This window comes from Wolbachia endosymbiont of Tetranychus urticae (genome assembly GCF_046529255.1).
Lineage (GTDB): Bacteria > Pseudomonadota > Alphaproteobacteria > Rickettsiales > Anaplasmataceae > Wolbachia.
Window position 1 is genome coordinate 1,426,013 of record NZ_CP114181.1, and the last position, 25,445, is coordinate 1,451,457.

The following is a 25,445-nucleotide window of genomic DNA, read 5'->3' on the forward strand; positions in this document are numbered from 1 at the left end:
GATGGATATTATTCTAGCAACAGGCGGTACAGGTGGGCATATTTTTCCAGCTATAACCTTAGCAAAAGCACTAAAGGTACAAGGGCACAATTGTATATTATTCACTGATCAAAAAACCATCAATATAGAAAGTTATATTTTACCATTGTGCAAGCCAAGTGGCAACAAATTGAAGTTTCTCTTTTTGTTAATGTATAGTTGTGTATTAGCACTGTATCAAACAAGAAAATTAAAACCAAAGCTGATCATTGGTTTTGGTAGCTACGCTTCTTTTTCAACTCTTTTTGCAGCAAAGATTTTTTCTATACCTATAATTTTACATGAACAAAATATAGTTTTAGGGAGAGTAAATAGATTCTTTTTCAAGAGTGCAAAATTAATTGCAACTAGCTTTCCAGAGACTAAGTATGCAGAAGGTAGTAAATGCGTTTTTACAGGAAATTTTGTCGATATAGAAGCACAAGGCTATTCTAGAGCTGAAACAGTTTTAAACGTGTTAATAATAGCAGGCAGTCAGGGTGCAAATTTTTTTGATGATGTAGTGAGCAGCGTAATTTGTGATCTACCTGTTGAAGTAAAAGAGAGGATTAGAGTAACGCAGCAATGTACAAAGAAAAATATAAACAAGGTCAAGAGTCTATACAAAAGTGAAGGAATTGATTGTGAGTTAAGTGAGTTTCTCGATGATATGGAAAATAAACTGGCCAATGCTCATTTGGTAATTAGCAGAGCGGGGGCAACTTCAATAGCAGAGATTACTCTTGCTGAGCGTCCTGCTGTATATATTCCTTATCCTCACTCAAAAGATAACCATCAATTTTATAATGCAAAACATATTGAAGATTCGGGAGCAGCTGTAATGGTTGAGCAAAATAGTAACGCGAAAAAGAATCTAGGAGAGTTGCTAGTTGATTTATTGCAAAATTGTCAAAAATTGCGTGATATGGCTAATAATACTAAGAAAACAAGAATAAGGAATGGAGTTACTGAATTTATTAAGGCAATAGCTCAAGAACTTATACCAATTCCCACTATGTAAAGAACAGATAGACAATAATGGGAAAGAAGTGATACTAGAGTAGATAAAATAGAGAGGTATAAATGGCATTAAGGTCAAAACTGTTAGACGAAAAAGTTGTAAATTTGGCGAAAGAAATGTTAAAAAAGGTCAGAAATAACGCATATGTTTCAAAAAAGTTACAAGCGGTGATAGCAGGAAAAGAAAGTAGTATAAGCGCTGTGGCAAGAATATGTAAAATTTCAAGGACTGCTTTGACTGAATGGATAAAGCATCTAAAATTTGGTAGAGTAGAAAAATTATTTTCCCCTTCTCAGCGGCGAAGAAAAAGCAAATTAAACAAAAATCAACGTGAGCAAATTGAAATATGGGTAGAAAGAAATCCAAATATTACTATTAAGGAAGTGCAAATAAAAATCTCAGAGGAATTTGGCCTAAACATTAGCAAATCAACAGTGCATCGTGAGATACAAAGGATGAAGTTTTCTTATATAACACCGAGGCCAATTCACCATAAACAAGATAAAAACAAGCAAGAAGAGTTTAAAAAATACTTCAATAAAATAATCAATTCCCACCCTGAAAAGGAGGTATTTTTTTGATGAATCACGATTTGGAACTCATTCAAAAATCGGACACGGATGGTTTAAAAAAGGGGTCAGAACGCAGGTTAAATGAAAATTGGTAGACAAAATTTCTATATCTACAGTGCGGTAAATCCAAGAAGTGGTAAGAAAATTAGCCTACTTGCTCCATATGTAAACACTGATTGTATGAATATATTTCTGGAGCAGATGTCGAAAGATTTAGGCACGAAAAAAGCCTTTCTTGTAATGGATTGTGCAGGCTGGCATAGATCAAAAAGTTTGAAAATTCAGAAAAACATTACCATTATATACTTGCCTCCTTATTCACCAGAACTGAATCCTGTTGAGAGGTTGTGGCAATATATCAAACACAATACTTTACGCAACAGAGTCTACGATACCATAGGCTTACTTGAAGATGTTCTGTGTAATTTTATTGTCAGTATTTCCAGTGCTACTATTAAACGAGTTTGTAATGTTTCTTATTTGTTCGATTAGTAATGGAATTTGGTATTAATGCCACAAAACCCTGGGCTTTAGAGCAACAAACCTAGTGTATGAAGGCAACTTCGAAAACTCTGATTTGTAGAGCAATGTTAGGTAATGCAGGTAGAAAGCCTTAAAATTTTCACAGGGAGATTGCTGATACAGGAGGATTATTGTGATAATTTCCGAATGTGTAATTTCTGGCACTCTTGTGGGTTTTTACCGTTTGGCAGTAGTTTATCTGCAAAATTTTTCTCTATATCTCTGCAAAAATCATCGACCAGACAAAACAGTTTTGTTATATCTTCCATGGGTAACCTCATCTATTTTTTTCTATTTGTTGAGTTTACCCTACTCTCCTGACTTTTCTATTCTCTTTTTAATCCAGAATTAGCGTTTAGAACGCTAATTCTGGATTAAGGAAGGAAGAAAGTATAGGAAATGGAAGGCTTTTTGGATTTCAAGGAATAGGAAATGAGAGTAGAAAAGATGTGAACCAAGAAATTAACGGGAGATCTATGGCGAGTATGTTCAATTTCAAGTCTATTTTTGAGGTAGCCAAAAATCGTCTCAATGATCGACTTTTTTCTCAGCAAAATCTTTTCATGTAGTGAAATTAATGCGTTTTTCATCCCCTTTTTCACCTTGGTAACAAGTTTCAAACCGCGGTTAAACAACTCTTGGAAAAGCTCTTTTTTAATATAGCCTTTATCACCAAACAAAAGACCGGTTAATTTCTTAGTTAGGTTTGCTACAGGCTCTCTATCGTCAACATTACCTCTTGTAAGCGTAAAAGCTTGAATTTCACCTTTCTCGTTAATTATCAAATGTAGTTTAAAGCCGAAAAACCAGCCATATGTACTCTTGCTTAATTTTGCAATTCCAGCAAAAACCTTATTTCTTGATATTCTTTTTGCATGGCAAACTGCAATAGGAGTTGTATCTATGTATGAGATTCCAGTAAGTTCTGACCATCCGCAAAGGCACTGTAATAGCATGGCTAAATGCCACAAAACCCTGGGCTTTAGAGCAACAAACCTAGTGTATGAAGGCAACTTCGAAAACTCTGATTTGTAGAGCAATGTTAGGTAATGCAGGTAGAAAGCCTTAAAATTTTCACAGGGAGATTGCTGATACAGGAGGATTATTGTGATAATTTCCGAATGTGTAATTTCTGGCACTCTTGTGGGTTTTACCGTTTGGCAGTAGTTTATCTGCAAAATTTTTCTCTATATCTCTGCAAAAATCATCGACCAGACAAAACAGTTTTGTTATATCTTCCATGGGTAACCTCATCTATTTTTTCTATTTGTTGAGTTTACCCTACTCTCCTGACTTTTCTATTCTCTTTTTAATCCAGAATTAGCGTTTAGAGAGCCAGCGCGTGACCAACCTGGTCAGTTTTCTGGATACCAGTACTGATATGACAAGAAGAGAGCTGACTTGAATGACACCAAATGGACACTGGAACAGAGGCTACTTTAATAATATTTCACCATGTCATTCCAGCACTTGATTCTGGAATCCAGAAGTTTTTTTGAGCACAAAAGTTATGCTAAGTTTTTCTTGGTAATACCAATTCTCATTATTAATGAACCAAATAAGAAGCATAGCAGAGTTGTTTAACCGTGGAAGGGGAAAGAGAGGTAATAAATTTACACAAAGCGCATTCAAGCAGAACAATTGTATCGTAGATTTTATTGCGTAAAATGTTCTGTTTTATATATAACCAAAACCTCTCAACAGGATTGAGTTCAGGTGAGTATGGTGGTAGGTATATAATTTCGATATTTTTAGGTGCCTTTAAATTTTTTGACTTATGCCAACTAGCGCAATCCATCAAGAGAAAAGCCTTTCGTATTCCTAAATATTGCGACATCTGTTCAAGGAATATATTTATACAATCAGTGTTGACGTTTGGTGCAAATAAGCTAAAATTCTCTCCATTTCTGGGATTAACTGCACTATAGAGATAAAAATTTTCCCTACCTAATTTTACCTTAACCTGTGTCCTACTGCCTTTTTTAAACCACCCATGTCCAACTTTCGAATGTGTACCAAACCGTGATTCATCGAAGAAAAATAGCTCTTTTTCAGAATGCATGACAATAGTTTCATTGAGGTTTTTTTTTAAACTCCTCTTGCTTGTTTTTATCTTGTCCACTATGAACTGGTCTTGGTGTGATATATGAGAATTTCATTCTTTGCATATTACGATGTATTGCGGATTTTCTGATATTCAAACCAAATCTTTCTTGGATTCTTATTCTCATTTCTCTAATAGTAATATTGGGGTTTTCCTCTATCCACAACTCAATTCGTTCAAGTTGACTTTGGTTCAATATAGTTTTTCTACGGCGTTGAGGTGGAGCAAATAATTTTTCTTCTCTTCCAAATTTTATGTGCTTTATCCATGTAGTAATTGCCTTTCTCGAAATGCAACATATTTTTGCTACAGCTGTTATACTGTGCTTTTTTGCTGCAATTACAGCATTTAGTTTTTTTGCAACATACGCATTATTTCTTACTCTCTTCAGCATCTCTTTTGCTGATTTCACCACTTTTTCATCCAATAATTTTGATCTTAATGCCATCTAAACCTCGCTATTTTACTTACTTCAGTATGGCTTTTTTCCATTATTTTCTATTCGTTGCTTGTATAGCGGGAATTGGTATTACTATCATGTTAAGAAAGGTTAATAGATATATAAATATATGTAATAGTGTGATTTTATTCTTTTATTTATTATCATTACGCATATAATAATAAATAAGCAACGACGCGGGATGGAGCAGCTCGGTAGCTCGTCAGGCTCATAACCTGAAGGTCGTAGGTTCAAATCCTACTCCCGCAACCATCTTTCAATTGTACAAACATCGCGATTTCTCTTAATCATAATAGCAATGATATTTCTGACTCAAAGCTTGTTTTTGACCTGTAGGCTCAATCGCAGCATTCAGTAAAAAACTCAGGGTATTTATTGACAAGATTATAGCGGCTGCATGCCTTTTTTCTTTTTTCTTATTACATCAATAATTTCACTATACACTTTATTGTTGTCTTTATCTGCAATTCCAGTAATAACATTACATCTATTAGATTCTTTTATAGCTATTTCTTGAAATCCTTCTCGAACTTTATTATAAAAATCAACGTCCATCTCTTCATATTTATTTTTGTCTTTTGCTCTGCTGAGTCCAACTTGAACATCAATATCTAAAATAAATGTGATATCTGGATATTTAATTTCCACTAATTTGTGTAAGTCTCTTATTAGACTCAAGTCAACACCTAGCCCATACCCTTGATACGCAATAGTTGAATCGATAAATCGATCACAAATAACTGTCTTTCCCTCTTTAAGAGCTGGCAATATTAATTTTTTCATATGTTCGTGCCTCATCGAGATAAGCAGCAAGAGTTCAGAAATAGGATCAATATTATCCTTAAGTAGTAATCCTCTTATTTTTTCTGCAAAATCAGTACCACCTGGTTCTCTAGTCAATACGACATTATTTTCACCGTGAATTTGCTTGAAATAATTTGCAAGTAACTCAGACTGTGTTGTTTTACCAGAACCATCTATTCCTTCGAAGGTTATGAACATAAATTTTATAATTACAATGCTAAATGCAAACAGTGTACATAGAAACTATTTGACATTTAAGCAATAAGATCATAAATTATGGTATACAATTCTCTATGAGCTATGATTACGCTAGACACTCCTAAGATAGATTTAGACTTTACTGCAAAGAATTTCAATCTCCTGGGAGTGGATAACAAATATTATACATTAAGTGACTGCTATGGGGAAAATGGTCTCATTGTAATGTTTATATGCAATCACTGTCCTTACGTTCAATCAATTATTAGCAATCTAGTAAGCGATGTTAATTTGTTGAAAAAAGATTATCAGGTAAACACCGTTGCAATCATGCCAAATGATGTAAATGAGTACCCAGAAGACTCCTTTGAAAACATGATTAATTTTGCCAAGGAAAATAAGTTTACATTTCCATATTTGATTGACAATAACCAAGAAGTAGCTAAAGAGTATGGTGCTGTTTGTACCCCTGATTTTTTTGGCTTTAATTCCAAGCTAGCCCTCTGCTATCGCGGGCGTTTTAACAACACAAAAAAAGAGAAAGTTCAAAGTTACGAAGTAGGAAGTAGTGATTTATTTCAAGCCATGAAATTTATTGCAGAAACTAGCAATCCTCCAGTTGACCAAAAATCAAGCATTGGTTGTTCAATAAAATGGTCTAATTCTACAGGTTAAATATTATGCACAGCGGCTCTCAGCATTTGTTTGATATTATAATTTTACTCTCTGCTGCTGTGTTTATAGTCATAGCGTTTTGGAAAATGAATATTAGCCCAGTACTTGGTTACTTTGTTGCAGGTGCATTGATTGGTTCTCATGGATTTAATCTGATACATTCAGTTGAAGTAATGGATAACTTTGCAGAGTTTGGCGTAGTTTTCCTATTGTTCATTATAGGTCTTGAATTGACATTTGAACGCCTTATCGCCATGCGTAGGCATGTGTTTGGGTTTGGTTCTCTCCAAGTTATAGTTACTATGATAGCAATATGGTGCATCGCTCTCGCCTTTGGAGTGAGCATAAACATGGCAGCAGTTATTGGTGGTGGACTTGCACTATCCTCAACAGCAATAGTGTTGCAGGTTCTGCAAGAAAAGGGTTCTCAAGCAAGCCAAGTTGGTAGATTGTCAATAGCAGTGCTACTAATGCAGGACTTTGCAGTGGTACCTCTAATAGTACTAGTGCCCCTGCTTACTGGCAATTCTGAACACAGCTTAATAAGCTCGTTGGCAGGCTCATTAGTGCAAGCAGCTATTGCATTGGTGTTGATATTTGTAACTGGTAGGTTATTACTGAGGCCATTGTTTTCGGTTATTGCCAAAATGGAGAGTAATGAAATCTTTATATCAACAACACTTCTGATAATATTAGGATCAGCATTTATTACTGAACAATTTCATTTATCAATGGCATTAGGCGCATTTGTTGCTGGGTTACTAGTTGCAGAAACAGAACACAGGAATTCGGTAGAACATGCAGTATTGCCATTTAAAGACTTATTTCTTGGTTTATTCTTTATGACTGTTGGCATGTCTATTGATATTGACCTTTTACTCAATAAGTTACCACTCGTTACTTTATTATCAATTATCCTTATCGTTTTAAAGACGTCCATTATATATACATTGTGTAGATTTTTTGGATTTAGAAGTGCACCTGCAATACAAGCTGGATTACTGCTTGCACAAGGCGGTGAATTTGCATTTATTTTATTCCGTTTAGCAGATGAATTAGATGTACTATCAAGTGAAATCGCTCAAGTGCTTATGATAGTAACTACAGTAACTATGGCTTTTACTCCTCTTTTATCAGGAATTGGAGACTGGATAGCAAATTCATTTAGCACTGAAAAAATAATACTAGACGATGAAGCAATCGCAACAGACACACAAGACCTTTATAATCACGTAATAGTTGCTGGGTTTGGTAGAGTGGGATATATGGTAACAAAAATGCTTACTGCAGAGCATTTAAGTTATGTTGTTGTAGATATTCAATCAAAAATAGTAAAAGAAGGAAAAAATGACAGTTTTCCTATATATCTTGGAGATGCTACAAGATATGAAATTTTAAAATCAGTAGGAATAGAAAGAGCTCAAGCTCTTGTGGTTTCGATAAAGAACGAAGTTACTATAAAGAAAATAGTTTCTCTAGTTGCAGCAAATTTTCCGCATGTAAATATTATAATACGTTTGCCAGATTTGAATAATGTGGAGGTTTATAAAGATCTAGGGGCTAGTAAAATTATTCCTGAAACATCTGAAATTGGATTACAGCTAGGTGGAGCAGCATTAAGTTTAAGTGGAATTAGCGAAAGTGGAGTTACATCTTTAAAAGGTAAATTTAGAAAAGGCAACTACAGTATGTTAAAAGAACTTGGTAATGATAAAGATGAATAGCCCTATATCACTTTAATTAGTGACCAGAAAAAACACATTTAATTAAGCAGCTATACTCTCTAGAAAGGTGAAAAATTGACCTTATTGTAACTATGAACAAAATAATCATAAAAAAATTTGGTGGGACTTCACTAACTGACTTAAATCGAGTTGCAAACCTGATAAAAAATGATATTGAGAAAGGTTGTAATGTAATCGCTGTTGTATCTGCTGCTGCAGGATTCACTGATCAAATGGCTTTTCAAGCTAGGCAAATTTCAAATTTAAATTGTAGACAAGAGTTATCAGAGTATGATGTTCTCCTTTCAGCAGGAGAACAGATCTCTTGCGCATTATTAGCTATCACTCTTCAATCTATCGGAGTTAATGCTAAATCATGGCTCGCCTGGCAGTTACCAATTCTAACGGATAATTTTTATTCTGAGTCTAAAATAAAAAAGATAAAAATTGACCATGTAAAAAGATCTTTTGCTGAGGGTTATACTGCTGCAATCATTGCTGGTTTTCAGGGTATATACGATGATAGAATCACTACTTTTGGTAGAGGAGGATCTGACATCTCAGCAATTGCCTTTGCTGTAGTCTTTGGTATTAGGACTTGTGAAATTTTTACTGATATTGACGGAATATATACAGCAGACCCAAAAATTGTTCCAAGGGCACGCAAGCTTAAATCTATCTCTTACAATGAAATATTGGAGATGTCGTCATCTGGTGCTAAAATATTGCATAATCGTTCAGTACAACTTGCAATGAAGCATAATATTAAGGTGCAAGTGTTATCCACTTTTGAGGAAGTAGAAGGCACTACAGTACTACACGAAAAAGATGTACTGGAAAGATACTTAATTACTGGAATAACTTATAGCACTCACGAAGCTCTTGTAACTTTTACTAACTTTGCAAATACTCTGGATACTTTAAGAGATATAGCAGGAGCAAACGTTAAAGTTGACATGATACATGGGTCAAGCTTTTTGATTTCTAAATTTGATGTTGATTTAATGACAAAGTTATTGAACAAAAATGAAAATTATGTCGCAAACAATAATATAGCTAAAATTTCAATAATTGGTATTGGTATTATGTCTAACACTGAAGTGATGTACCGCACACTCAAGGTTTTAAGCGAAAAAAAGATAGAAATACTTGCTGTCACAATGTCCGAAATCAAGATCAGTATAGTTGTTCAAAAAAAACACGCTGAGGCTTTAATTAGAGATTTACATACCGAATATGAGCTTGATGTATGACAGCACGCTTGAAATTTATTTACTTGATAATTCAAAAAACTTGAAAGAGCAAAGATAGTTATTGAAATTATCTTGATTTACATCGGTTATCCAAGTTTGACATTGAATGCTTAACACCTCCTCCATTAACAACTTTCTGTAATCTTTATCCAGATGCGACATTATATCGTCAAGCAGAAGAATAGGTGCTTTATTGTAATGAATACACCTTGCTTTTACACTAGATAAGATGATAGAAAGCAGTAATAGCTTTTGCTCTCCAGTAGAACAAAGATTTATTGGCATGTCCCCTTTTTGGCAAAAAACCCAAAAATTATCATTATGTACAGAAAAGGTTACTCTACCAGTTAATGAGTCTTTTTCTCTGTTTTCCTTTAGACGATTCTGAAAATATTCTGCAGTATCGTCCAAAGTTAGCTGGCTGCTGAATTTCAAACTTGCCTTCGGAAAAAGCTTACAGGAATGGTTATCAATTGTGTCTTGTAATATCTTTAAAACAGATGATCGCATACGTAAAATATCAATTGCATTGGTAGCCATGACGTTTTCAAGACTAGAGAGCCAACTTTCGTCCAAAATATTCTCTCTAAGCAATTTACTTCGCTCATGCTTAGCTTTTCTATATTTCATGTAGCAATAGGTGTAATTTTCTTCAAATAGTGAAACTATACGGTCTAAAAATTTTAACCTGTCGCTTGGAGAATTAAGAAGAATATAGTCCATTTGTGGAATTAGCCATATTACATTAGATATTCTATACAAAGATGAGTAGCTTGACTGCGTTTTCCCATCAATTTGTATTAATTTCTTATTAAGATTCTTTCCTATACCAATTGAGTTAAGCTCTGCTCCATTGAAAAAATCATAATACACTACCCAACTTTCATTACTGCGCCTATTTTGCATCTCATTGATTTTTGCTTTTTTCATTCCGTTGCTTTTAGCAAGCAATGAGATTGCTTCAAGTATATTAGTTTTTCCAATACCATTTTGGCCAGTTACTACAACTGGTCTATCATCTAAATCCAGTTCAAAGTTTGAATGACTACGAAAGTTATATAATTTCAGTTTTTTTATATAGCAATGGGTAGTCATTCTTTAATTTATATTCTCCTTACTTCTTCTAGAACCTCATCAACATGTCCACTAACTTTTACGTTTTTCCAGATCTTCACTACTTTACCTTTTTTATCTATTAAAAAAGTAGTGCGCTCTATTCCCATATACTTTTTGCCAAACATACTTTTCTCTACCCAAACACCATACTTTTCCAACATTTCAGCATTTTCATCAGAAACTAAAGAAAATGGCAGAGAATATTTTGCTTTGAAGTTAGCGTGGCACTTAACGCTATCTTTTGATACACCAATTATCACTGTGTCAAAAGAAGAGAAATTTTCTACATTGTCTCTAAAGCCTTGTGCCTGCATTGTGCAGCCCGGAGTATCGTCTTTAGGATAAAAATAAAGAACTACATTTTTTTTATCAAAAAATTCACTCAGTGATAAAATCTCACCAGAATCTGTTGGCAAGCTAAAATCAGGTGCATTATTTCCTATTGTTAATTCCATACTTTGCTCCATTATTAACACTTTTATGGTACTATATTATATTGTAATAGGAAGGGAGGATAAATGAAAGTAGCTTTTCAGATGGATGAAAGTATAAATTTTGAAGCTGATACTACATTTTCATTAATAAAAGAAGCGCAAAGAAAAAGGTACGAAATTTTTGTTTATGCACCTAATAATTTAGCACTCAAGTTAAATCAGCCAATTGCCCTTGCTCAGAAAGTCAGCGTTGATGATTGTAGCTTCATTTCAAAAGAGGATGTAGTAATCAACCTAAATGAAATGGATATCATATTTATCAGACAGAATCCACCATTTGATATGCGGTACATTACAACAACCTATATCTTAGAAAAGACTGCTGCGTTAGTAATAAATAATCCAACAGAAATAAGAAACTGTCCTGAAAAATTAATTACTTCACTATTTCCAGAGCTAATTCCTCCAACTTTGATCACTGAAAATATATCGATGATTAGAAATTTTTGTCACGACTATCAGGATATCATCTTGAAACCACTATATAGCTATGGAGGAAATGACGTAATAAGAATACAAGACCAAAATAGCATTCAAGTGGTAGTCGATCTCATGATTGCAAAATATGAATGTCCTGTAATTGCACAAGCATTTTGTAAAAAGATAAATACAGATAAAAGAATACTGCTACTGGATGGAAAGCCAATAGGAGTAATGAAGCGAGTTCCAAAGTCTAGCGGAGAAATCAGAACAAATTTGAGACTCGGAGCAAGTTTTGAGCCTGCCCAAATGAATGATAGAGACAACGAAATATGTAATAAAATTGGTCCTGAGCTAAAGAAAAGAGGGCTAATATTCGTTGGCATTGATATTATAGATGACTTCCTTCTTGAAATTAACACAACTTCGCCTACGGGAGTAGTTTATATCAATAAGTTGTATAGTAAATCACTAGAAAAAGAACTATGGGATGCATTTGAAGAAAAAGCAATTCGTCAACTAATACCAAATTCCATTACTAATCGAACAAATAAGAAACATTACAAACTCGTTTAATAGTAGCACTGGAAATACTGACAATAAAATTACACAGAACATCTTCAAGTAAGCCTATGGTATCGTAGACTCTGTTGCGTAAAGTATTGTGTTTGATATATTGCCACAACCTCTCAACAGGATTCAGTTCTGGTGAATAAGGAGGCAAGTATATAATGGTAATGTTTTTCTGAATTTTCAAACTTTTTGATCTATGCCAGCCTGCACAATCCATTACAAGAAAGGCTTTTTTCGTGCCTAAATCTTTCGACATCTGCTCCAGAAATATATTCATACAATCAGTGTTTACATATGGAGCAAGTAGGCTAATTTTCTTACCACTTCTTGGATTTACCGCACTGTAGATATAGAAATTTTGTCTACCAATTTTCATTTAACCTGCGTTCTGACCCCTTTTTTAAACCATCCGTGTCCGATTTTTGAATGAGTTCCAAATCGTGATTCATCAAAAAAATACCTCCTTTTCAGGGTGGGAATTGATTATTTTATTGAAGTATTTTTTAAACTCTTCTTGCTTGTTTTTATCTTGTTTATGGTGAATTGGCCTCGGTGTTATATAAGAAAACTTCATCCTTTGTATCTCACGATGCACTGTTGATTTGCTAATGTTTAGGCCAAATTCCTCTGAGATTTTTATTTGCACTTCCTTAATAGTAATATTTGGATTTCTTTCTACCCATATTTCAATTTGCTCACGTTGATTTTTGTTTAATTTGCTTTTTCTTCGCCGCTGAGAAGGGGAAAATAATTTTTCTACTCTACCAAATTTTAGATGCTTTATCCATTCAGTCAAAGCAGTCCTTGAAATTTTACATATTCTTGCCACAGCGCTTATACTACTTTCTTTTCCTGCTATCACCGCTTGTAACTTTTTTGAAACATATGCGTTATTTCTGACCTTTTTTAACATTTCTTTCGCCAAATTTACAACTTTTTCGTCTAACAGTTTTGACCTTAATGCCATTTATACCTCTCTATTTTATCTACTCTAGTATCACTTCTTTCCCATTATTGTCTATCTGTTCTTTACATAGTGGGAATTGGTATAATGTATAAATGTACAGACTTACAACTTTTAGTTGGTAATACCATAATGGAAATTTATCATTCATTTTAGAAAATACTATAGCAAGAACTTTCACTTATTCCATAGCTTTGCACTATATGGAAATATGTACGGTATTTACACAAATATTCGAGTGCTATTAATAAATATGCATTGTTTATTTGGTTTTCCTCCTCTTGCCTTTTTCTTGACCTCTTCCTCTATTAAAATTTCTATTATTTTTCCAATGTTTTTCTTTTTACTCCTCTTAGTCTTCGAAGCTTCTCTTCATCAAGTTTACTTACCTGCTCAAAATTTATACCTTCCCTAATATTGCTTCTACTACTTGTTTCTTAAGTTATCCAAGAAGTCTATTGTCTGTTCAGATACGAGGTAGCTGCTGCCATTTGAAATATTTTATTCACCTAAAATTACATTCTACCTATTTTAAAAGTAGTTTAAAAAAACTTTATAGACTGCATACAAAAGACCTAACATCTTTAGCAATGCCTTCATAAATCCTTACTAAATCCTCACTGAGTATTGAAGGATTTCCACAATCAGAAGCACTACATATTTGCGGATCTAGAGGAATTCTGCTCAAGAGTTTGACTCCCAGCTCTTCAGACATTTTTTTTGCACCACCTTTTCCAAATATGTGTATTTTTGAATTATCTTGAACAAAATAGCTCATATTTTCCACAATGCCGATAATTGGCACGCTGAGCTTTGTGAACATATCATAAATTTTTTGTGCATCGACTAAAGCAAGCTCCTGTGGAGTTGAAACTATTATTGCTCCAGTTAAACTAAAATTCTCCATCAGACTTAAATGTACATCGCCAGTGCCAGGCGGTGTATCAATGATTAAATATTCTATATCAGACCACCTTGTTCCCATTAGCAAATTGTAAAGTGCTTTTGTGATCATAGGTCCACGCCATATTGCTGCGCGGTCCTTATCAATAAAATAGCCAATTGAAATAGTATAGAGATCATGTTTCTCTATAGGCATTGCTTTACCACTCTGTATTTCTGGTTTCAATTTCTCAGTGCCCAACATTTTAGGAATCGAAGGACCATATATATCTGCATCAACTAGCGCAACTTTATGTTTTAATTCTGCTAACGAAAGAGCTAGATTTAGTGCAACTGTCGACTTACCCACACCTCCCTTACCAGAAGCAACGACAATTATATTTTTCACTCCTTCGATATGAAGTTTAGCTTTTTGTTGCCTAGCTTGTTTTTGACCAGTAGCAACTACAGTAACCTTTCCTACTCCCGGTATCGCCTTAACAGCTTGCTCACAATTTTTTCTTAATTCTTCATTTGGCTCAGTAACTTCAAGAGCAAAAGCAACATCTTTACCTTTAATAACAATTGAGGATACTACACCAACATTCTTACCACTTTTCTTCTCTATAACCTTTTTTAGGCTCTCTCTTACGGTTTCCTCATTAACCTGTGTAAATTTTTTCCAGAACATATGATGAAATTTTTTCTATTGGTCTATACTAACATAGAATAATTAAACTGCACTGACTTTAAAACGAGGTTACAAGAATATGCTAAATCATCAAAATTTAACACGAAAACAAAAAGATTTGTATTTTTAGCTAAAAAGATCTATATGGAATGGAAGGAGCATCAGCGATATCTTGGAAGCAGTTTCAGGAAATGATTTACTAAAGTTCTTATCACTTGATATACTACACGGTTTCCAACAGATGGAGGACGCACTTTAATACTGCTTAGCCTAGCTATACATAGACACAATAATGAATGTGTTAATTCTATTTAGAACAAGCTCAAAACAATGGTATACTACAAGATATTCTTACTGCTCCAAATATTATAAACTATCAAAATGGTTTGATGTACACCTTAACATCGCTTGGCTTTGCCATACATCATAATAAGGGAAGGTATATTAATGTTATTTTAACAACAGCCCAAGAAAATGGTATATACAAGATATTCTTTCTTCTAGAAATATTGTACAGTATTTAAGTATTATAGCGTGTACTTTAACGCCACTTAACTTTGCTATATATAAAGGCAATAACGAATGTATCAACTCTATTTTAATACGAGTTCAAAATAGTGATACACTACGAAATATCCTTACTTCTAAAGATATTGTGCAGCTCCCAGGCGTGACGTATGTCATTAAACCATTTGCCTTTGCTATATATAAAGGTAATAATGAATGTGTCAATTCTACTTTAATACGAGCTAAAAATAGTAGCATGCTACAAGATGCATTTACTGAAGTAAGTACTGTACTGTTTCCATATGGTAGATATACTTTTAACGCTAATTCTGGATTAAGGAAGGAAGAAAGTATAGGAAATGGAAGGCTTTTTGGATTTCAAGGAATAGGAAATAAGAGTAGAAAAGATGTGAACCAAGAAATTAACGGGAGATCTATGGCGAGTATGTTCAATTTCAAGTCTATTTTTGAGGTAGCCAAAAATCGTCTCAATGATCGACCTTTTTCTCAGCAAAATCTTTTCATGTAGTGAAATTAATGCGTTTTTCATCCCCTTTTTCACCTTGGTAACAAGTTTCAAACCGCGGTTAAACAACTCTTGGAAAAGCTCTTTTTTAATATAGCCTTTATCACCAAACAAAAGACCGGTTAATTTCTTAGTTAGGTTTGCTACAGGCTCTCTATCGTCAACATTACCTCTTGTAAACGCTAATTCTGGATTAAAAAGAGAATAGAAAAGTCAGGAGAGTAGGGTAAACTCAACAAATAGAAAAAAATAGATGAGGTTACCCATGGAAGATATAACAAAACTGTTTTGTCTGGTCGATGATTTTTGCAGAGATATAGAGAAAAATTTTGCAGATAAACTACTGCCAAACGGTAAAAACCCACAAGAGTGCCAGAAATTACACATTCGGAAATTATCACAATAATCCTCCTGTATCAGCAATCTCCCTGTGAAAATTTTAAGGCTTTCTACCTGCATTACCCAACATTGCTCTACAAACAGAGTTTTCGAAGTTGCCTTCATACACTAGGTTTGTTGCTCTAAAGCCCAGGGTTTTGTGGCATTTAGCCATGCTATTACAGTGCCTTTGCGGATGGTCAGAACTTACTGGAATCTCATACATAGATACAACTCCTATTGCAGTTTGCCATGCAAAAAGAATATCAAGAAATAAGGTTTTTGCTGGAATTGCAAAATTAAGCAAGAGTACATATGGCTGGTTTTTCGGCTTTAAACTACATTTGATAATTAACGAGAAAGGTGAAATTCAAGCTTTTACGCTTACAAGAGGTAATGCTGACGATAGAGAGCCTGTAGCAAACCTAACTAAGAAATTAACCGGTCTTTTGTTTGGTGATAAAGGCTATATTAAAAAAGAGCTTTTCCAAGAGTTGTTTAACCGCGGTTTGAAACTTGTTACCAAGGTGAAAAAGGGGATGAAAAACGCATTAATTTCACTACATGAAAAGATTTTGCTGAGAAAAAGGTCGATCATTGAGACGATTTTTGGCTACCTCAAAAATAGACTTGAAATTGAACATACTCGCCATAGATCTCCCGTTAATTTCTTGGTTCACATCTTTTCTACTCTTATTTCCTATTCCTTGAAATCCAAAAAGCCTTCCATTTCCTATACTTTCTTCCTTCCTTAATCCAGAATTAGCGTTTGTAAGCGTAAAAGCTTGAATTTCACCTTTCTCGTTAATTATCAAATGTAGTTTAAAGCCGAAAAACCAGCCATATGTACTCTTGCTTAATTTTGCAATTCCAGCAAAAACCTTATTTCTTGATATTCTTTTTGCATGGCAAACTGCAATAGGAGTTGTATCTATGTATGAGATTCCAGTAAGTTCTGACCATCCGCAAAGGCACTGTAATAGCATGGCTAAATGCCACAAAACCCTGGGCTTTAGAGCAACAAACCTAGTGTATGAAGGCAACTTCGAAAACTCTGTTTGTAGAGCAATGTTAGGTAATGCAGGTAGAAAGCCTTAAAATTTTCACAGGGAGATTGCTGATACAGGAGGATTATTGTGATAATTTCCGAATGTGTAATTTCTGGCACTCTTGTGGGTTTTTACCGTTTGGCAGTAGTTTATCTGCAAAATTTTTCTCTATATCTCTGCAAAAATCATCGACCAGACAAAACAGTTTTGTTATATCTTCCATGGGTAACCTCATCTATTTTTTTCTATTTGTTGAGTTTACCCTACTCTCCTGACTTTTCTATTCTCTTTTTAATCCAGAATTAGCGTTTTGAATGCTTGTGAGCTAGCTGTAGTTGTTAATGAGAACAATGCTAGTATTAGGACTGCATTAGATAATGTATCTATTTCTTCTAGGTATGTTAGAGAAAATAGCAAAGTTAATTAATTTCTTAAGTAACTCTTTCTTGCAAGTACTACTTTTTTATGTATCTATTCAGGCAATGGCGTTAACTTAAGAGAATGAATTAGCAAGCTCTCCTAAAGACATTATGGCGTTTAGGCTTATCTACTTTATTGCGGCTATACAATCTTCACGTTAACTTTAGTGCGTATTTTAAAAAGGGCTTGAAAGTTTTTTGGTGCTAATAAGCACCTGATAAAGTTTCTGTCTCATTACACCAAATAAAACTGAAAAATTTAAACGATACTCAGCAATTTGATCTGGGTTCCAAGGCTCTTGTGCATTACATATATGAAGTATTGCACATGACCAAGTTTGCACAAAATTCTTGTTTCTAAATTTATCCCAGAAAAATTCTCTAATTCTGCTTCTACTTTGAGTCGTTTATAGCATTCCTCTATGTGACACTTAATAGATAAGCTTTACTGATATCTTCTTTATTGAAATAAAATAGAAACCAAAGGTCCTATTTTTACAGTATTTTATTCCTTAACATCTTTTCTTAAGTTGACGCTATTGGGCTTTGTTGCATCGCTATCTACGATGAATAAAAGATAAAATGTAGAATATCAGTAGCTTATTATTCTAGCATTTATAGTAAGGACAATCAGTAAATATCTAAATTTAAGTAAAAGAAGTTTTACTATCATTCACTAATCTAGCTAGAATTCAAGAATTTCAATGCTTTAGCTATTTTAAGTAGAATTAAATTTACTAGTACAAGCAATAAATTACTATTCTTAAATTTAATCAGATAGATTGCAAAAAATAAGATTTTCAATAAGCTGCTTGTATAGTTAGCCTTTCATAGATAGTGATGCAACAAAGCCCGCTGGAATCTAGTTCATATTATATATTTATCTGATAAGTTCCATGTATGTGTAATTTATTTAAATTGACTTCTTATCATATAATTAAATACATTATTGAAAATTAAAGGTAAGGTTATAGCAATGGAAATTTCAAATTGGCACGAATTATTGAGTTTAGTTAATGTTGACAAAGATTTAAGCAAAGATAACGTAATTGAAAAAATACAAAATGAGCTGACAAGATATTCAAAGGAATATGAAGAGTGGGAAAAGTCTGGCTTTGATATAAATTATGTGTTTAAAGATGGTGAAAAAGCGACTCTTTTGCACTTGGTGGCTTCCTTTAACCTAGAAAATATAGCGAAGGCTCTCATGGAAAAAAGGGCAAATGTTAATGAAAAAGATGTAAAAGGAGATACTCCTTTACATAATACTACTTATCTTGATAGTATAAACATAGCAAACGCTCTCATAGAAAAAGGTGCAGATGTTAATGCAATAAATATATGGAGAAGGACTACTTTACACTATGCTGCTTTATTTCGCAGTATGGCCATAATAGATGCTCTTGTAGAAAGAGGTGTCAATGTTAATGCAGTAGATATGTGGGGAGAGACTCCTTTATACTATCTTAATTGTCCAGCAATTAAGAAAGGGTGGATTGCCGGTGGAGTAACTGCATTATTAGGTACCGCTATATCTATAGCACTTTTTACAGCCGGAGCAATTACAGCTGAGTTAATACCTATAGTTATAGCAGTAGTTGCAATTACAGCAACAGCATTAATAGTTGGCAATGCTATATATAAATTGTCAAAGCCTGACACTCAAGTTGATAAACCAATCTCAGCAAATCGACAGCAAGAAACTGCTAGCGATAGTAGGGTTGCCTAGCGATTCTGCCACAGTGTCAGCTGCTTCAATGATATCCATTTGTTCCTATAATTGTCTTTTCTTGGCTACCTTATTTTACTATTCTGCTGAACAGAGACAAATTTACTTTCTTACTTCACTCACTAAAATTTTAATATGTCGTTTCTTTCCTGCAGATAATTTTATAAATGGCTGACCTTTAAAGCTTTCAGAGTTTATTGTATAGTTAACATCGTTTATAGTATTGTCATTAACTTTGCATCCATTGCCTTGTATTAAACGCTTTGCCGCACCTTTTGAAGGTTCAAAACCGGTGTCATACAGCAGGTCTATCAAGGGTATACCATTTGCAATTTGTCCTTTTGTAATAGTGTAACCAGAAAGCAATGAACTGTCTTCATTTTCAAAAGCAGAGATTGCAGCAGATCGTGCAAGTTCGGCTTCTTTGCAACCGTGACATATTTTCGTCACTTCTGTTGCCAAAACCTTTTTTGCTTCGTTTGTTTCTTGATCCTTCAAGGACTCTAGTTTTTTAATTTCATCAGTTGGTAAATCAGTGAAAAGTCTCAAGAAACGACCAACATCTTGATCATCAACATTGCGAAAATATTGCCAGTAATCATAAGAATTTAGCATGCTGCCATCAAGCCATACTGCCCCACTTTCAGTTTTGCCCATCTTTTTTCCTTGTGCGTTTAATAAAAGAGGTGTGGTAAGACCAAACAGCTCAGGTAAATTTAACTTTTTGCTAAGTTCAATTCCGTTTACTATATTTCCCCATTGGTCTGACCCTCCAATCTGGAAACGACAGCCATACTTTTTATTCAACTCGACAAAATCATAGGCTTGTAACAACATGTAATTAAACTCGAGAAAGCTTAGATTTTGCTCCCTATCTAGCCTAATTTTCACACTATCAAAGCCTAACATGCGATTTACAGAAAAATGTGTCCCTATATCACGCAAAAAGTCTATATATTTTATGTTATCTAACCAATCTGCGTTGTTTACTATGATTGCACCAGTTTTTCCATAATCGAAAGATATCATCTTCTTGAGGGTTTTCTTTATACCAAGTATATTTTGATTGATATCTTCTATCGGCAAGACGCTTCTTGCTTTGTCTTTACCAGATGGGTCACCAATTTTTGTTGTGCCACCTCCAAGTAGAACTATTGGCTTATAACCGAATTTTTGTAGGTGACGGAGCATCATGATTTGAATGAGACTGCCAATATGCAAACTTGGTGCCGTACAATCAAACCCAATGTATGCAATTATATAATTATCTTGTGATAATAGCTGGTCTAACCTATCAATGTTTGTACATTGATATAGGTATCCTCTTTCTTGAATGAAGTTTAAAAACTCGGATTTATATTTCATAATATGTTATTTTGTGTGTAAACGGTGTTGTTAACGATGGTGTCATTCCAGTGCTTGACGCTGGAATCCAGTTTATTATGAAATTTCATCAAAAATGTTGTATAGTGTGCTCGTTTATGATTAAGTTTCTAGATTCCAGTGTCAAGCACTGGAATGACACCACCAACTTCATAAGGGTTGCCTTCAAAATTACAACATTTGAGCAAGTGTATACCAGCTACCTGGATAATCAATTCCATAACTCTTCTATCTTATAATATTCTCTTACTTCTGGCCTGAATAGGTGAACCATTATACCTTGAAAATTCACAATCACCCAGTTACCTTCATCCATACCTTCTACATCTATTTTATCATATTGCTTGAGATTTTTCATCACGTGCTCAGCTAATGCTTTTACATGGCGGCTCGAATCACCGGATGCAATGATCATATATTTTGCAATGACAGTTTTATTCTGTACATCAAAAGTAACTATATCTTGACCTTTGTTTTGATCTATTACATCTACAATTGTATTTTTTATTGATTCTGTATCACCATTCATTATTCTAAATTATATAATTTATCTGTAATGATACACTCAAAATTTCTGAATATGAACTATTTTTGATATGCTTCTAGTGTAACGTTTATAATACATATATTTGTAATATATGATAGTTTTCTGATGGTATGATCATTTACTTAATCGGATTTCCGGGTAGTTGCAAACTTACGATTGCAAAAGAGCTGTGTAATATTATTGATGGGGTGATAGTAGACAATAACCTGTTTGATAATATTATATTTGATATGATTGACTTCAGAAATGCTGAGGTTACAAGTGAAATATGGGAAAAAATTTTTGTGATTAGAGAGAATATGTTAGCAATATTGGAAAAATAGCATATAGAATCAAAGCATTATATATTTACAAACGAATTGATAAAAGGTGATTCCTATGATCAAAGAGTATACAACTCAGTGGTGAATTTAAGTAAAAAGATGAATGTGGAGATTCTCCCTGTGGTGTTATATTGTAATAGTGGAGAAATATAGTATTTCCTAAAGTAAATGATAAAGGTATAATAAAGTATTTGAGTTATAATGGCATATAGTGTGGATTTAAGGGAAAAGGCAGTATTGATGATAGAAAAAGGGAAGACAAAGGTTGAGATAGCAGAGCTCATGGAGATAGGAATAGCAACGCTGTACCGCTGGTTAAAAAAGAAAGCTGCTGGTGAAAGCCTAAAGCCATCTAAAAACGGTAGCTTTATTCGAAAAATAGACCCAAAAATACTCGAAGAATATGTTACAAAGAATCCAGATCATACTCTGGCAGAGATGAAACAAAATCTTGGATTTGGAATAAATTCAATTTGGTATAGACTAAAACAGGTAAAAATTACTTTAAAAAAAAGTCACACTATATCAAGAGCGCAATCAAGAAGATAGGCAGCAATTTATTGATAAAATCTCAAAAATAGACCATTCCAGCATCTTATATATAGATGAAGCAGGAGTTGATAATAAGTTATACCGAGAATATGGACGTGCTCCAAGAGGAAAGAAAATTTATGCAGATATTCCAGCGAGAGAGAATCAGTATAGTAGCCGGGTGGATTGGAATGAGATTTATTGCACCAATGACTTTCAAAGGTGGGTGTGACAAAGAGGTATTCAATATATGGTTGGAGAAACCTAAATTGCCACTTGGCACAACCATAGTTATGGATAATGCTACATTTCATAAGACCACTAAAACAAAATCATTAATAGAGTCTTTTGGCTGTCATGTGCTGTATCTTCCAACATATTCACCAGATTTGAATCCTCACTTTTACCCACAAGTATAAAAAGCAAGTAAGATAGAGAAAAATATACTTAAGATGAGGTAAAAATGTGTGAAGTAAATAGAAATGTACAATGTGCTGATGGCTTAGGAGATAAATGGCTAGAAAAAGAGTTGAGACATGTTAATCTGGGAGATGTAAGGCTTAATACAAGACTTATTAAAACAAGCTATTTAATAGAGAATAAGGCGTCTGGGTCAATTAGTCAAAGCTGTGTAGGATGGAAAGAAGCTAAAGGTGCATACAGATTATTTAGCAATGAGAAGCTTGAAGCTAAGGAAATTTATTCTTCCCATTATAAAGAAACTATGGAAAGGATAAAAGGAAATGAGCTGGTATTTTCAGTTCAAGATACAAGTTATTTGGATTTTGACTCTCATATAAAGACTAAGGGTCTAGGTAGTATTTCTAAAGCCTATACAAAATATAAAAAGGGTTTGTTATTGCACAGTAACTTAATGGTTAACAAAGACGGATTACCTTTAGGGCTATCTTCTCAACAGTGTTGGGCACGTTCTATCAGGGAAGAAACAGCCCAAGAAAAAGCAAACAGGAAATACCGTACTGCTATAAAGGAGAAAGAAAGCTATAAGTGGATAGCGGCACTAAAAGAAACCCTAAATAACCTCGCAGAAGGTGTACAGCTTGTTACTATTGGTGATAGGGAAGCAGATATTTTTAAGTTTTTATAGACTGTTGAATCATTGGACAGTTTTTATGTAATCCGCAACCGAACTAATAGGAAATTCATCTGTATTGAAGGGGGAAAAACGGATTTGCAAACACGTATAACTCAACTGCCTGTAAAAAAGGAAATTGTCTTGAATGTTGCTGAAAATAAATACCAGATCTCAAGAAAAGCTAACATTGAAGTCAGGTATATGAAAGGCTATATACCTATCAGATCTCCTTACATTTATGGATCGAAAGATACAGAGCATAAAATAAGTGATAAAATCGCTATATATGTAGTAAGTGCCAAAGAAACAAATCCTCCTGAAAGAGTAGAAGCTATTGATTGGACTTTGCTGACTAATATACCAGTTAATAGCACTTTAGATGCTATAGAAAGGATAAATTGGTATAAGCTAAGATGGAAAATCGAGGAGTATTTTAGGATTTTAAAATCAGGATGTAAGGTAGAAAGCTCTCGTTTAGCTACAAAAGAAAGATTAGAGAAATTAATCGCTATAAAGAGCATTATTGCATTTAATATTTTATATTTAACAAAAATCGCTTTATCGAATCCTATGGAGGTTTGTACTAAGGTTTTAAGTAATGAAGAGTGGAAAACCCTTTACATACGTGAGCATAAAGTAGCCAAATTGCCAGAAGAACCTCCAAACATAAAACAAGCTATTATTTGGTTAGGAAAATTAGGTGGATTTATGAATAGAAAAAGTGATAATTTACCAGGAACTATGACTCTATGGCGTGGTTATGAAAACCTCAGGGAAAGCATGGTTATGCTTCGCATAATGACCTCTCAAAGTTGTGGGTAAAAGTGAGATTTGAATCCCATAGAACACTGTTGGCATACCATCAAAAGCCGCCTCAGACCTCTAATGTATAAATGTACAGACTTACAACTTTTGGTTGGTAATACCATAATGGAAATTTATCATTCATTTTAGAAAATACTATAGTAAAGCGCGTTCAATTAAAGGAAAGAGAGCAGGAGAGAAAAATTACTGATTCAGATTTTGCTATGAGAAGAATTAAAGGAAAGAAACTATTTGTCCCTCAAGGTTCACTTGAAATTGATAACTCAAACTTAAGCGCAAAAGAAGTTGCAAAAAAAAATTGTTGAAAAAATGAATAGTAAAAAAGTAGTTGGAACTTCTATGATAGATAATTTAGCAATAGAGAGTATTTGTGATTAGTGAGAAGAAAGAGTATCGCCCTTGTGTTGGCATAATGTTATTTAACAAACAGGGAAATATTTTTATTGGAAAACGTTTTGATAGTGACTCTTATTGGCAGATGCCACAAGGAGGAGTTGATGAAGGTGAAGAGCTAGAGCAGGCAGCGCTACGTGAGCTATTGGAGGAAGTTGGTACTGATGAAGCAGAAGTTGTGGCTCAAAATAAAGAGTGGATATATTACAACTTACCCGAGGAAGTTATACCGACATGCTGGAATGGGAGATATTCTGGCCAAAAGCAAAGGTGGTTCTTAATGAAATTTTGTGGGAAGGATAAGGATATTAATATTAACTATACTGATCATCCAGAGTTCAAAGAGTGGCGTTGGCAAAATGTGGATGATTTGGTAGCCAGTGCCATACCGTTCAAAAAAGAAGTTTATAAAAAAGTGATAGAAGAGTTTTCTTCTATCATAAAAGGATCTATTTATGATAGTTGATTCTCATTGTCATCTAATTTATTTTTCTGATGATGAAATACCAAAGGTAATTTCAAGAGCAGAGCAAAATGGTGTGAGAATTTTGCATAACATATGTATAAGCATTAATGATATCCCTAAATTATTAAAAATCTCTTCATCCTATGATCAAGTCTACTGCTCCGTTGGTATACATCCGCTTGATACTACTGTGGAAAAAGGTGAGTGTATAAATGCTGATGAATTGATTGAATTTACTAAGGGCAAAAAGGTAATTAGTATCGGTGAAACCGGATTAGATTTTTATAAATCTGATAACAAAAGCAATCAAAAAAAAAGTTTTGCATCACACATAGAAGCGGCAAAAGTAACAGGATTACCTTTAGTTATTCACACTAGAAGTGCTGATAGTGAGATGATTGATATGTTAAATTCAGAAATGAAGAAGGACGCTTTTAGTGGAGTAATGCATTGCTTTGCTTCTTCTAAAGAGCTTGCTTATAAGGCTATGGACTTGGGATTATACATTTCATTTTCTGGAATTATTACTTTTAAAAATGCGAACTTACTAAGAGAAATTGCACAAAATGTGCCACGTGAGCGTGTTTTAGTTGAAACTGATGCACCTTACCTGTCACCTGAGCCTTACAGAGGAAAAAAAAATGAACCAGCAATGGTGAAATACGTTGTGAATTGTTTAGCGAAATTATGGAATGAATCGCCAGAAGAAGTAGCAAAAATAACTACAAATAATTTTTTTAGACTGTTTTCGAAGCTTGAGCTCAAAGAAATTCTATAGGGCA

The 25,445-nt window shown here is 34.0% G+C and carries 21 protein-coding genes, 1 tRNA gene and 10 pseudogenes; 16 read left to right on the forward strand and 16 right to left on the reverse strand.

Going from position 1 to position 25,445, the window contains the following annotated elements:
- The first annotated feature begins 1 nt into the window (after position 1).
- Together O1Q06_RS07415 and O1Q06_RS07420 are read left to right on the forward strand one after the other, a co-directional pair.
- Complete coding sequence (locus O1Q06_RS07415) at positions 2-1,039, forward strand: UDP-N-acetylglucosamine--N-acetylmuramyl-(pentapeptide) pyrophosphoryl-undecaprenol N-acetylglucosamine transferase (protein WP_410542555.1); 1,038 nt, start codon at positions 2-4, stop codon at positions 1,037-1,039.
- A 62-nt stretch (positions 1,040-1,101) separates the two neighbouring features.
- Positions 1,102-2,103 (forward strand): annotated as a pseudogene (locus tag O1Q06_RS07420) (IS630-like element ISWpi10 family transposase).
- Between the two features lie 18 nt (positions 2,104-2,121).
- Here O1Q06_RS07420 and O1Q06_RS07425 read toward each other — a convergent pair.
- From O1Q06_RS07425 to O1Q06_RS07435, 3 genes and pseudogenes are all read right to left on the reverse strand, one after another.
- Positions 2,122-2,402 (reverse strand): annotated as a pseudogene (locus O1Q06_RS07425) (IS982 family transposase); the annotation flags it as partial.
- 105 nt (positions 2,403-2,507) lie between these two features.
- A pseudogene (locus O1Q06_RS07430) lies at positions 2,508-3,375 on the reverse strand (IS982 family transposase).
- 304 nt (positions 3,376-3,679) lie between these two features.
- Positions 3,680-4,685, reverse strand: a protein-coding gene (locus O1Q06_RS07435; protein WP_410542357.1) for an IS630 family transposase whose coding sequence is annotated in 2 segments (ribosomal slippage) — positions 3,680-4,222 and positions 4,224-4,685 — 1,005 coding nt in all. Because the reading frame shifts where the segments join, the coding sequence is not laid out codon by codon here.
- Between the two features lie 187 nt (positions 4,686-4,872).
- On the opposite strand from O1Q06_RS07435, the gene O1Q06_RS07440 reads away from it, so the two are divergent.
- A tRNA-Met gene (locus tag O1Q06_RS07440) sits at positions 4,873-4,949 on the forward strand.
- A 132-nt stretch (positions 4,950-5,081) separates the two neighbouring features.
- Here O1Q06_RS07440 and tmk read toward each other — a convergent pair.
- Positions 5,082-5,699: a dTMP kinase gene (gene tmk, locus O1Q06_RS07445; RefSeq protein WP_410542556.1), complete on the reverse strand. Its 618-nt coding sequence runs from the start codon at positions 5,697-5,699 to the stop codon at positions 5,082-5,084.
- Positions 5,700-5,801: 102 nt separating this feature from the next.
- Here tmk and O1Q06_RS07450 point away from each other — a divergent pair, with 102 nt between their 5' ends.
- The 3 genes from O1Q06_RS07450 (at position 5,802) to O1Q06_RS07460 (ending at position 9,351) form a co-directional block, all read left to right on the forward strand.
- The gene (locus O1Q06_RS07450) at positions 5,802-6,374 is read left to right on the forward strand and encodes a thioredoxin family protein (protein WP_410542557.1); all 573 of its coding nucleotides are present in this window, start codon (positions 5,802-5,804) and stop codon (positions 6,372-6,374) included.
- Between the two features lie 5 nt (positions 6,375-6,379).
- Positions 6,380-8,098, forward strand: coding sequence for a monovalent cation:proton antiporter-2 (CPA2) family protein (locus O1Q06_RS07455; protein ID WP_410542558.1), 1,719 nt, complete (start codon positions 6,380-6,382; stop codon positions 8,096-8,098).
- A 92-nt stretch (positions 8,099-8,190) separates the two neighbouring features.
- Positions 8,191-9,351, forward strand: a complete 1,161-nt coding sequence (locus O1Q06_RS07460; RefSeq protein ID WP_410542559.1) for an aspartate kinase — start codon at positions 8,191-8,193, stop codon at positions 9,349-9,351.
- Positions 9,352-9,366: 15 nt separating this feature from the next.
- Here the strand turns inward: O1Q06_RS07460 and recF are convergent, their stop codons facing one another.
- The gene (gene recF / locus O1Q06_RS07465; protein WP_410542560.1) at positions 9,367-10,446 is read right to left on the reverse strand and encodes a DNA replication/repair protein RecF; all 1,080 of its coding nucleotides are present in this window, start codon (positions 10,444-10,446) and stop codon (positions 9,367-9,369) included.
- Between the two features lie 8 nt (positions 10,447-10,454).
- Positions 10,455-10,922, reverse strand: a complete 468-nt coding sequence (gene bcp / locus O1Q06_RS07470) for a thioredoxin-dependent thiol peroxidase (protein ID WP_410543175.1) — start codon at positions 10,920-10,922, stop codon at positions 10,455-10,457.
- Between the two features lie 63 nt (positions 10,923-10,985).
- On the opposite strand from bcp, the gene gshB reads away from it, so the two are divergent.
- Positions 10,986-11,957, forward strand: coding sequence for a glutathione synthase (gene gshB / locus O1Q06_RS07475; RefSeq protein WP_410542561.1), 972 nt, complete (start codon positions 10,986-10,988; stop codon positions 11,955-11,957).
- Here gshB and O1Q06_RS07480 read toward each other — a convergent pair.
- The 4 genes and pseudogenes from O1Q06_RS07480 to O1Q06_RS07495 form a co-directional block, all read right to left on the reverse strand.
- Positions 11,920-12,921 (reverse strand): annotated as a pseudogene (locus O1Q06_RS07480) (IS630-like element ISWpi10 family transposase). The gene gshB and the pseudogene O1Q06_RS07480 overlap by 38 nt on opposite strands.
- A gap of 161 nt (positions 12,922-13,082) precedes the next feature.
- Positions 13,083-13,322 (reverse strand): annotated as a pseudogene (locus O1Q06_RS07485) (IS5/IS1182 family transposase); the annotation flags it as partial.
- A gap of 149 nt (positions 13,323-13,471) precedes the next feature.
- On the reverse strand, positions 13,472-14,491 hold the full coding sequence (locus O1Q06_RS07490; RefSeq protein WP_410542562.1) for a P-loop NTPase: 1,020 nt from the start codon (positions 14,489-14,491) through the stop codon (positions 13,472-13,474).
- An 841-nt stretch (positions 14,492-15,332) separates the two neighbouring features.
- Positions 15,333-15,710 (reverse strand): annotated as a pseudogene (locus O1Q06_RS07495) (transposase); the annotation flags it as partial.
- 79 nt (positions 15,711-15,789) lie between these two features.
- Between O1Q06_RS07495 and O1Q06_RS07500 the strand changes: the two are divergent.
- Positions 15,790-16,657: pseudogene (locus O1Q06_RS07500) on the forward strand (IS982 family transposase).
- A 42-nt stretch (positions 16,658-16,699) separates the two neighbouring features.
- Here the strand turns inward: O1Q06_RS07500 and O1Q06_RS07505 are convergent.
- From O1Q06_RS07505 to O1Q06_RS07520, 4 genes and pseudogenes are all read right to left on the reverse strand, one after another.
- Positions 16,700-16,888, reverse strand: a pseudogene (locus O1Q06_RS07505) (transposase); the annotation flags it as partial.
- A 26-nt stretch (positions 16,889-16,914) separates the two neighbouring features.
- On the reverse strand, positions 16,915-17,070 hold the full coding sequence (locus tag O1Q06_RS07510; protein ID WP_410542563.1) for a hypothetical protein: 156 nt from the start codon (positions 17,068-17,070) through the stop codon (positions 16,915-16,917).
- Positions 17,034-17,174, reverse strand: a complete 141-nt coding sequence (locus tag O1Q06_RS07515; protein ID WP_410542397.1) for a hypothetical protein — start codon at positions 17,172-17,174, stop codon at positions 17,034-17,036. The genes O1Q06_RS07510 and O1Q06_RS07515 overlap by 37 nt, the downstream gene beginning before the upstream one ends.
- A 283-nt stretch (positions 17,175-17,457) precedes the next feature.
- Positions 17,458-17,838, reverse strand: a pseudogene (locus tag O1Q06_RS07520) (IS4 family transposase); the annotation flags it as partial.
- Positions 17,839-18,346: 508 nt separating this feature from the next.
- On the opposite strand from O1Q06_RS07520, the gene O1Q06_RS07525 reads away from it, so the two are divergent.
- A complete protein-coding gene (locus O1Q06_RS07525) occupies positions 18,347-19,099 on the forward strand; it encodes an ankyrin repeat domain-containing protein (protein WP_410542564.1) in 753 nt (250 codons plus the stop codon).
- Between the two features lie 102 nt (positions 19,100-19,201).
- On the opposite strand, the gene tyrS is transcribed toward O1Q06_RS07525, so the two are convergent.
- Together tyrS and rsfS are read right to left on the reverse strand one after the other, a co-directional pair.
- A complete protein-coding gene (gene tyrS, locus O1Q06_RS07530; RefSeq protein ID WP_410542565.1) occupies positions 19,202-20,464 on the reverse strand; it encodes a tyrosine--tRNA ligase in 1,263 nt (420 codons plus the stop codon).
- A gap of 229 nt (positions 20,465-20,693) precedes the next feature.
- Entirely contained in the window at positions 20,694-21,011 is a 318-nt protein-coding gene (rsfS, locus tag O1Q06_RS07535) for a ribosome silencing factor (RefSeq protein ID WP_007302263.1), read from the reverse strand.
- Between the two features lie 128 nt (positions 21,012-21,139).
- On the opposite strand from rsfS, the pseudogene O1Q06_RS07540 reads away from it, so the two are divergent.
- From O1Q06_RS07540 to O1Q06_RS07570, 7 genes and pseudogenes are all read left to right on the forward strand, one after another.
- Positions 21,140-21,502: pseudogene (locus O1Q06_RS07540) on the forward strand (hypothetical protein); the annotation flags it as partial.
- Between the two features lie 51 nt (positions 21,503-21,553).
- Positions 21,554-21,901: an IS630 transposase-related protein gene (locus O1Q06_RS07545; protein WP_410542358.1), complete on the forward strand. Its 348-nt coding sequence runs from the start codon at positions 21,554-21,556 to the stop codon at positions 21,899-21,901.
- Between the two features lie 56 nt (positions 21,902-21,957).
- Positions 21,958-22,302, forward strand: a complete 345-nt coding sequence (locus O1Q06_RS07550) for a transposase (protein WP_410542566.1) — start codon at positions 21,958-21,960, stop codon at positions 22,300-22,302.
- A 44-nt stretch (positions 22,303-22,346) separates the two neighbouring features.
- On the forward strand, positions 22,347-22,991 hold the full coding sequence (locus tag O1Q06_RS07555; RefSeq protein ID WP_410542567.1) for a transposase DNA-binding-containing protein: 645 nt from the start codon (positions 22,347-22,349) through the stop codon (positions 22,989-22,991).
- A 12-nt stretch (positions 22,992-23,003) separates the two neighbouring features.
- Entirely contained in the window at positions 23,004-23,801 is a 798-nt protein-coding gene (locus tag O1Q06_RS07560) for an IS4 family transposase (protein ID WP_410542568.1), read from the forward strand.
- A 373-nt stretch (positions 23,802-24,174) separates the two neighbouring features.
- Positions 24,175-24,663: an RNA pyrophosphohydrolase gene (locus O1Q06_RS07565; protein ID WP_410542569.1), complete on the forward strand. Its 489-nt coding sequence runs from the start codon at positions 24,175-24,177 to the stop codon at positions 24,661-24,663.
- Positions 24,653-25,441, forward strand: a complete 789-nt coding sequence (locus O1Q06_RS07570) for a TatD family hydrolase (protein ID WP_007302260.1) — start codon at positions 24,653-24,655, stop codon at positions 25,439-25,441. The genes O1Q06_RS07565 and O1Q06_RS07570 overlap by 11 nt, the downstream gene beginning before the upstream one ends.
- The last annotated feature ends 4 nt before the right edge of the window (positions 25,442-25,445 follow it).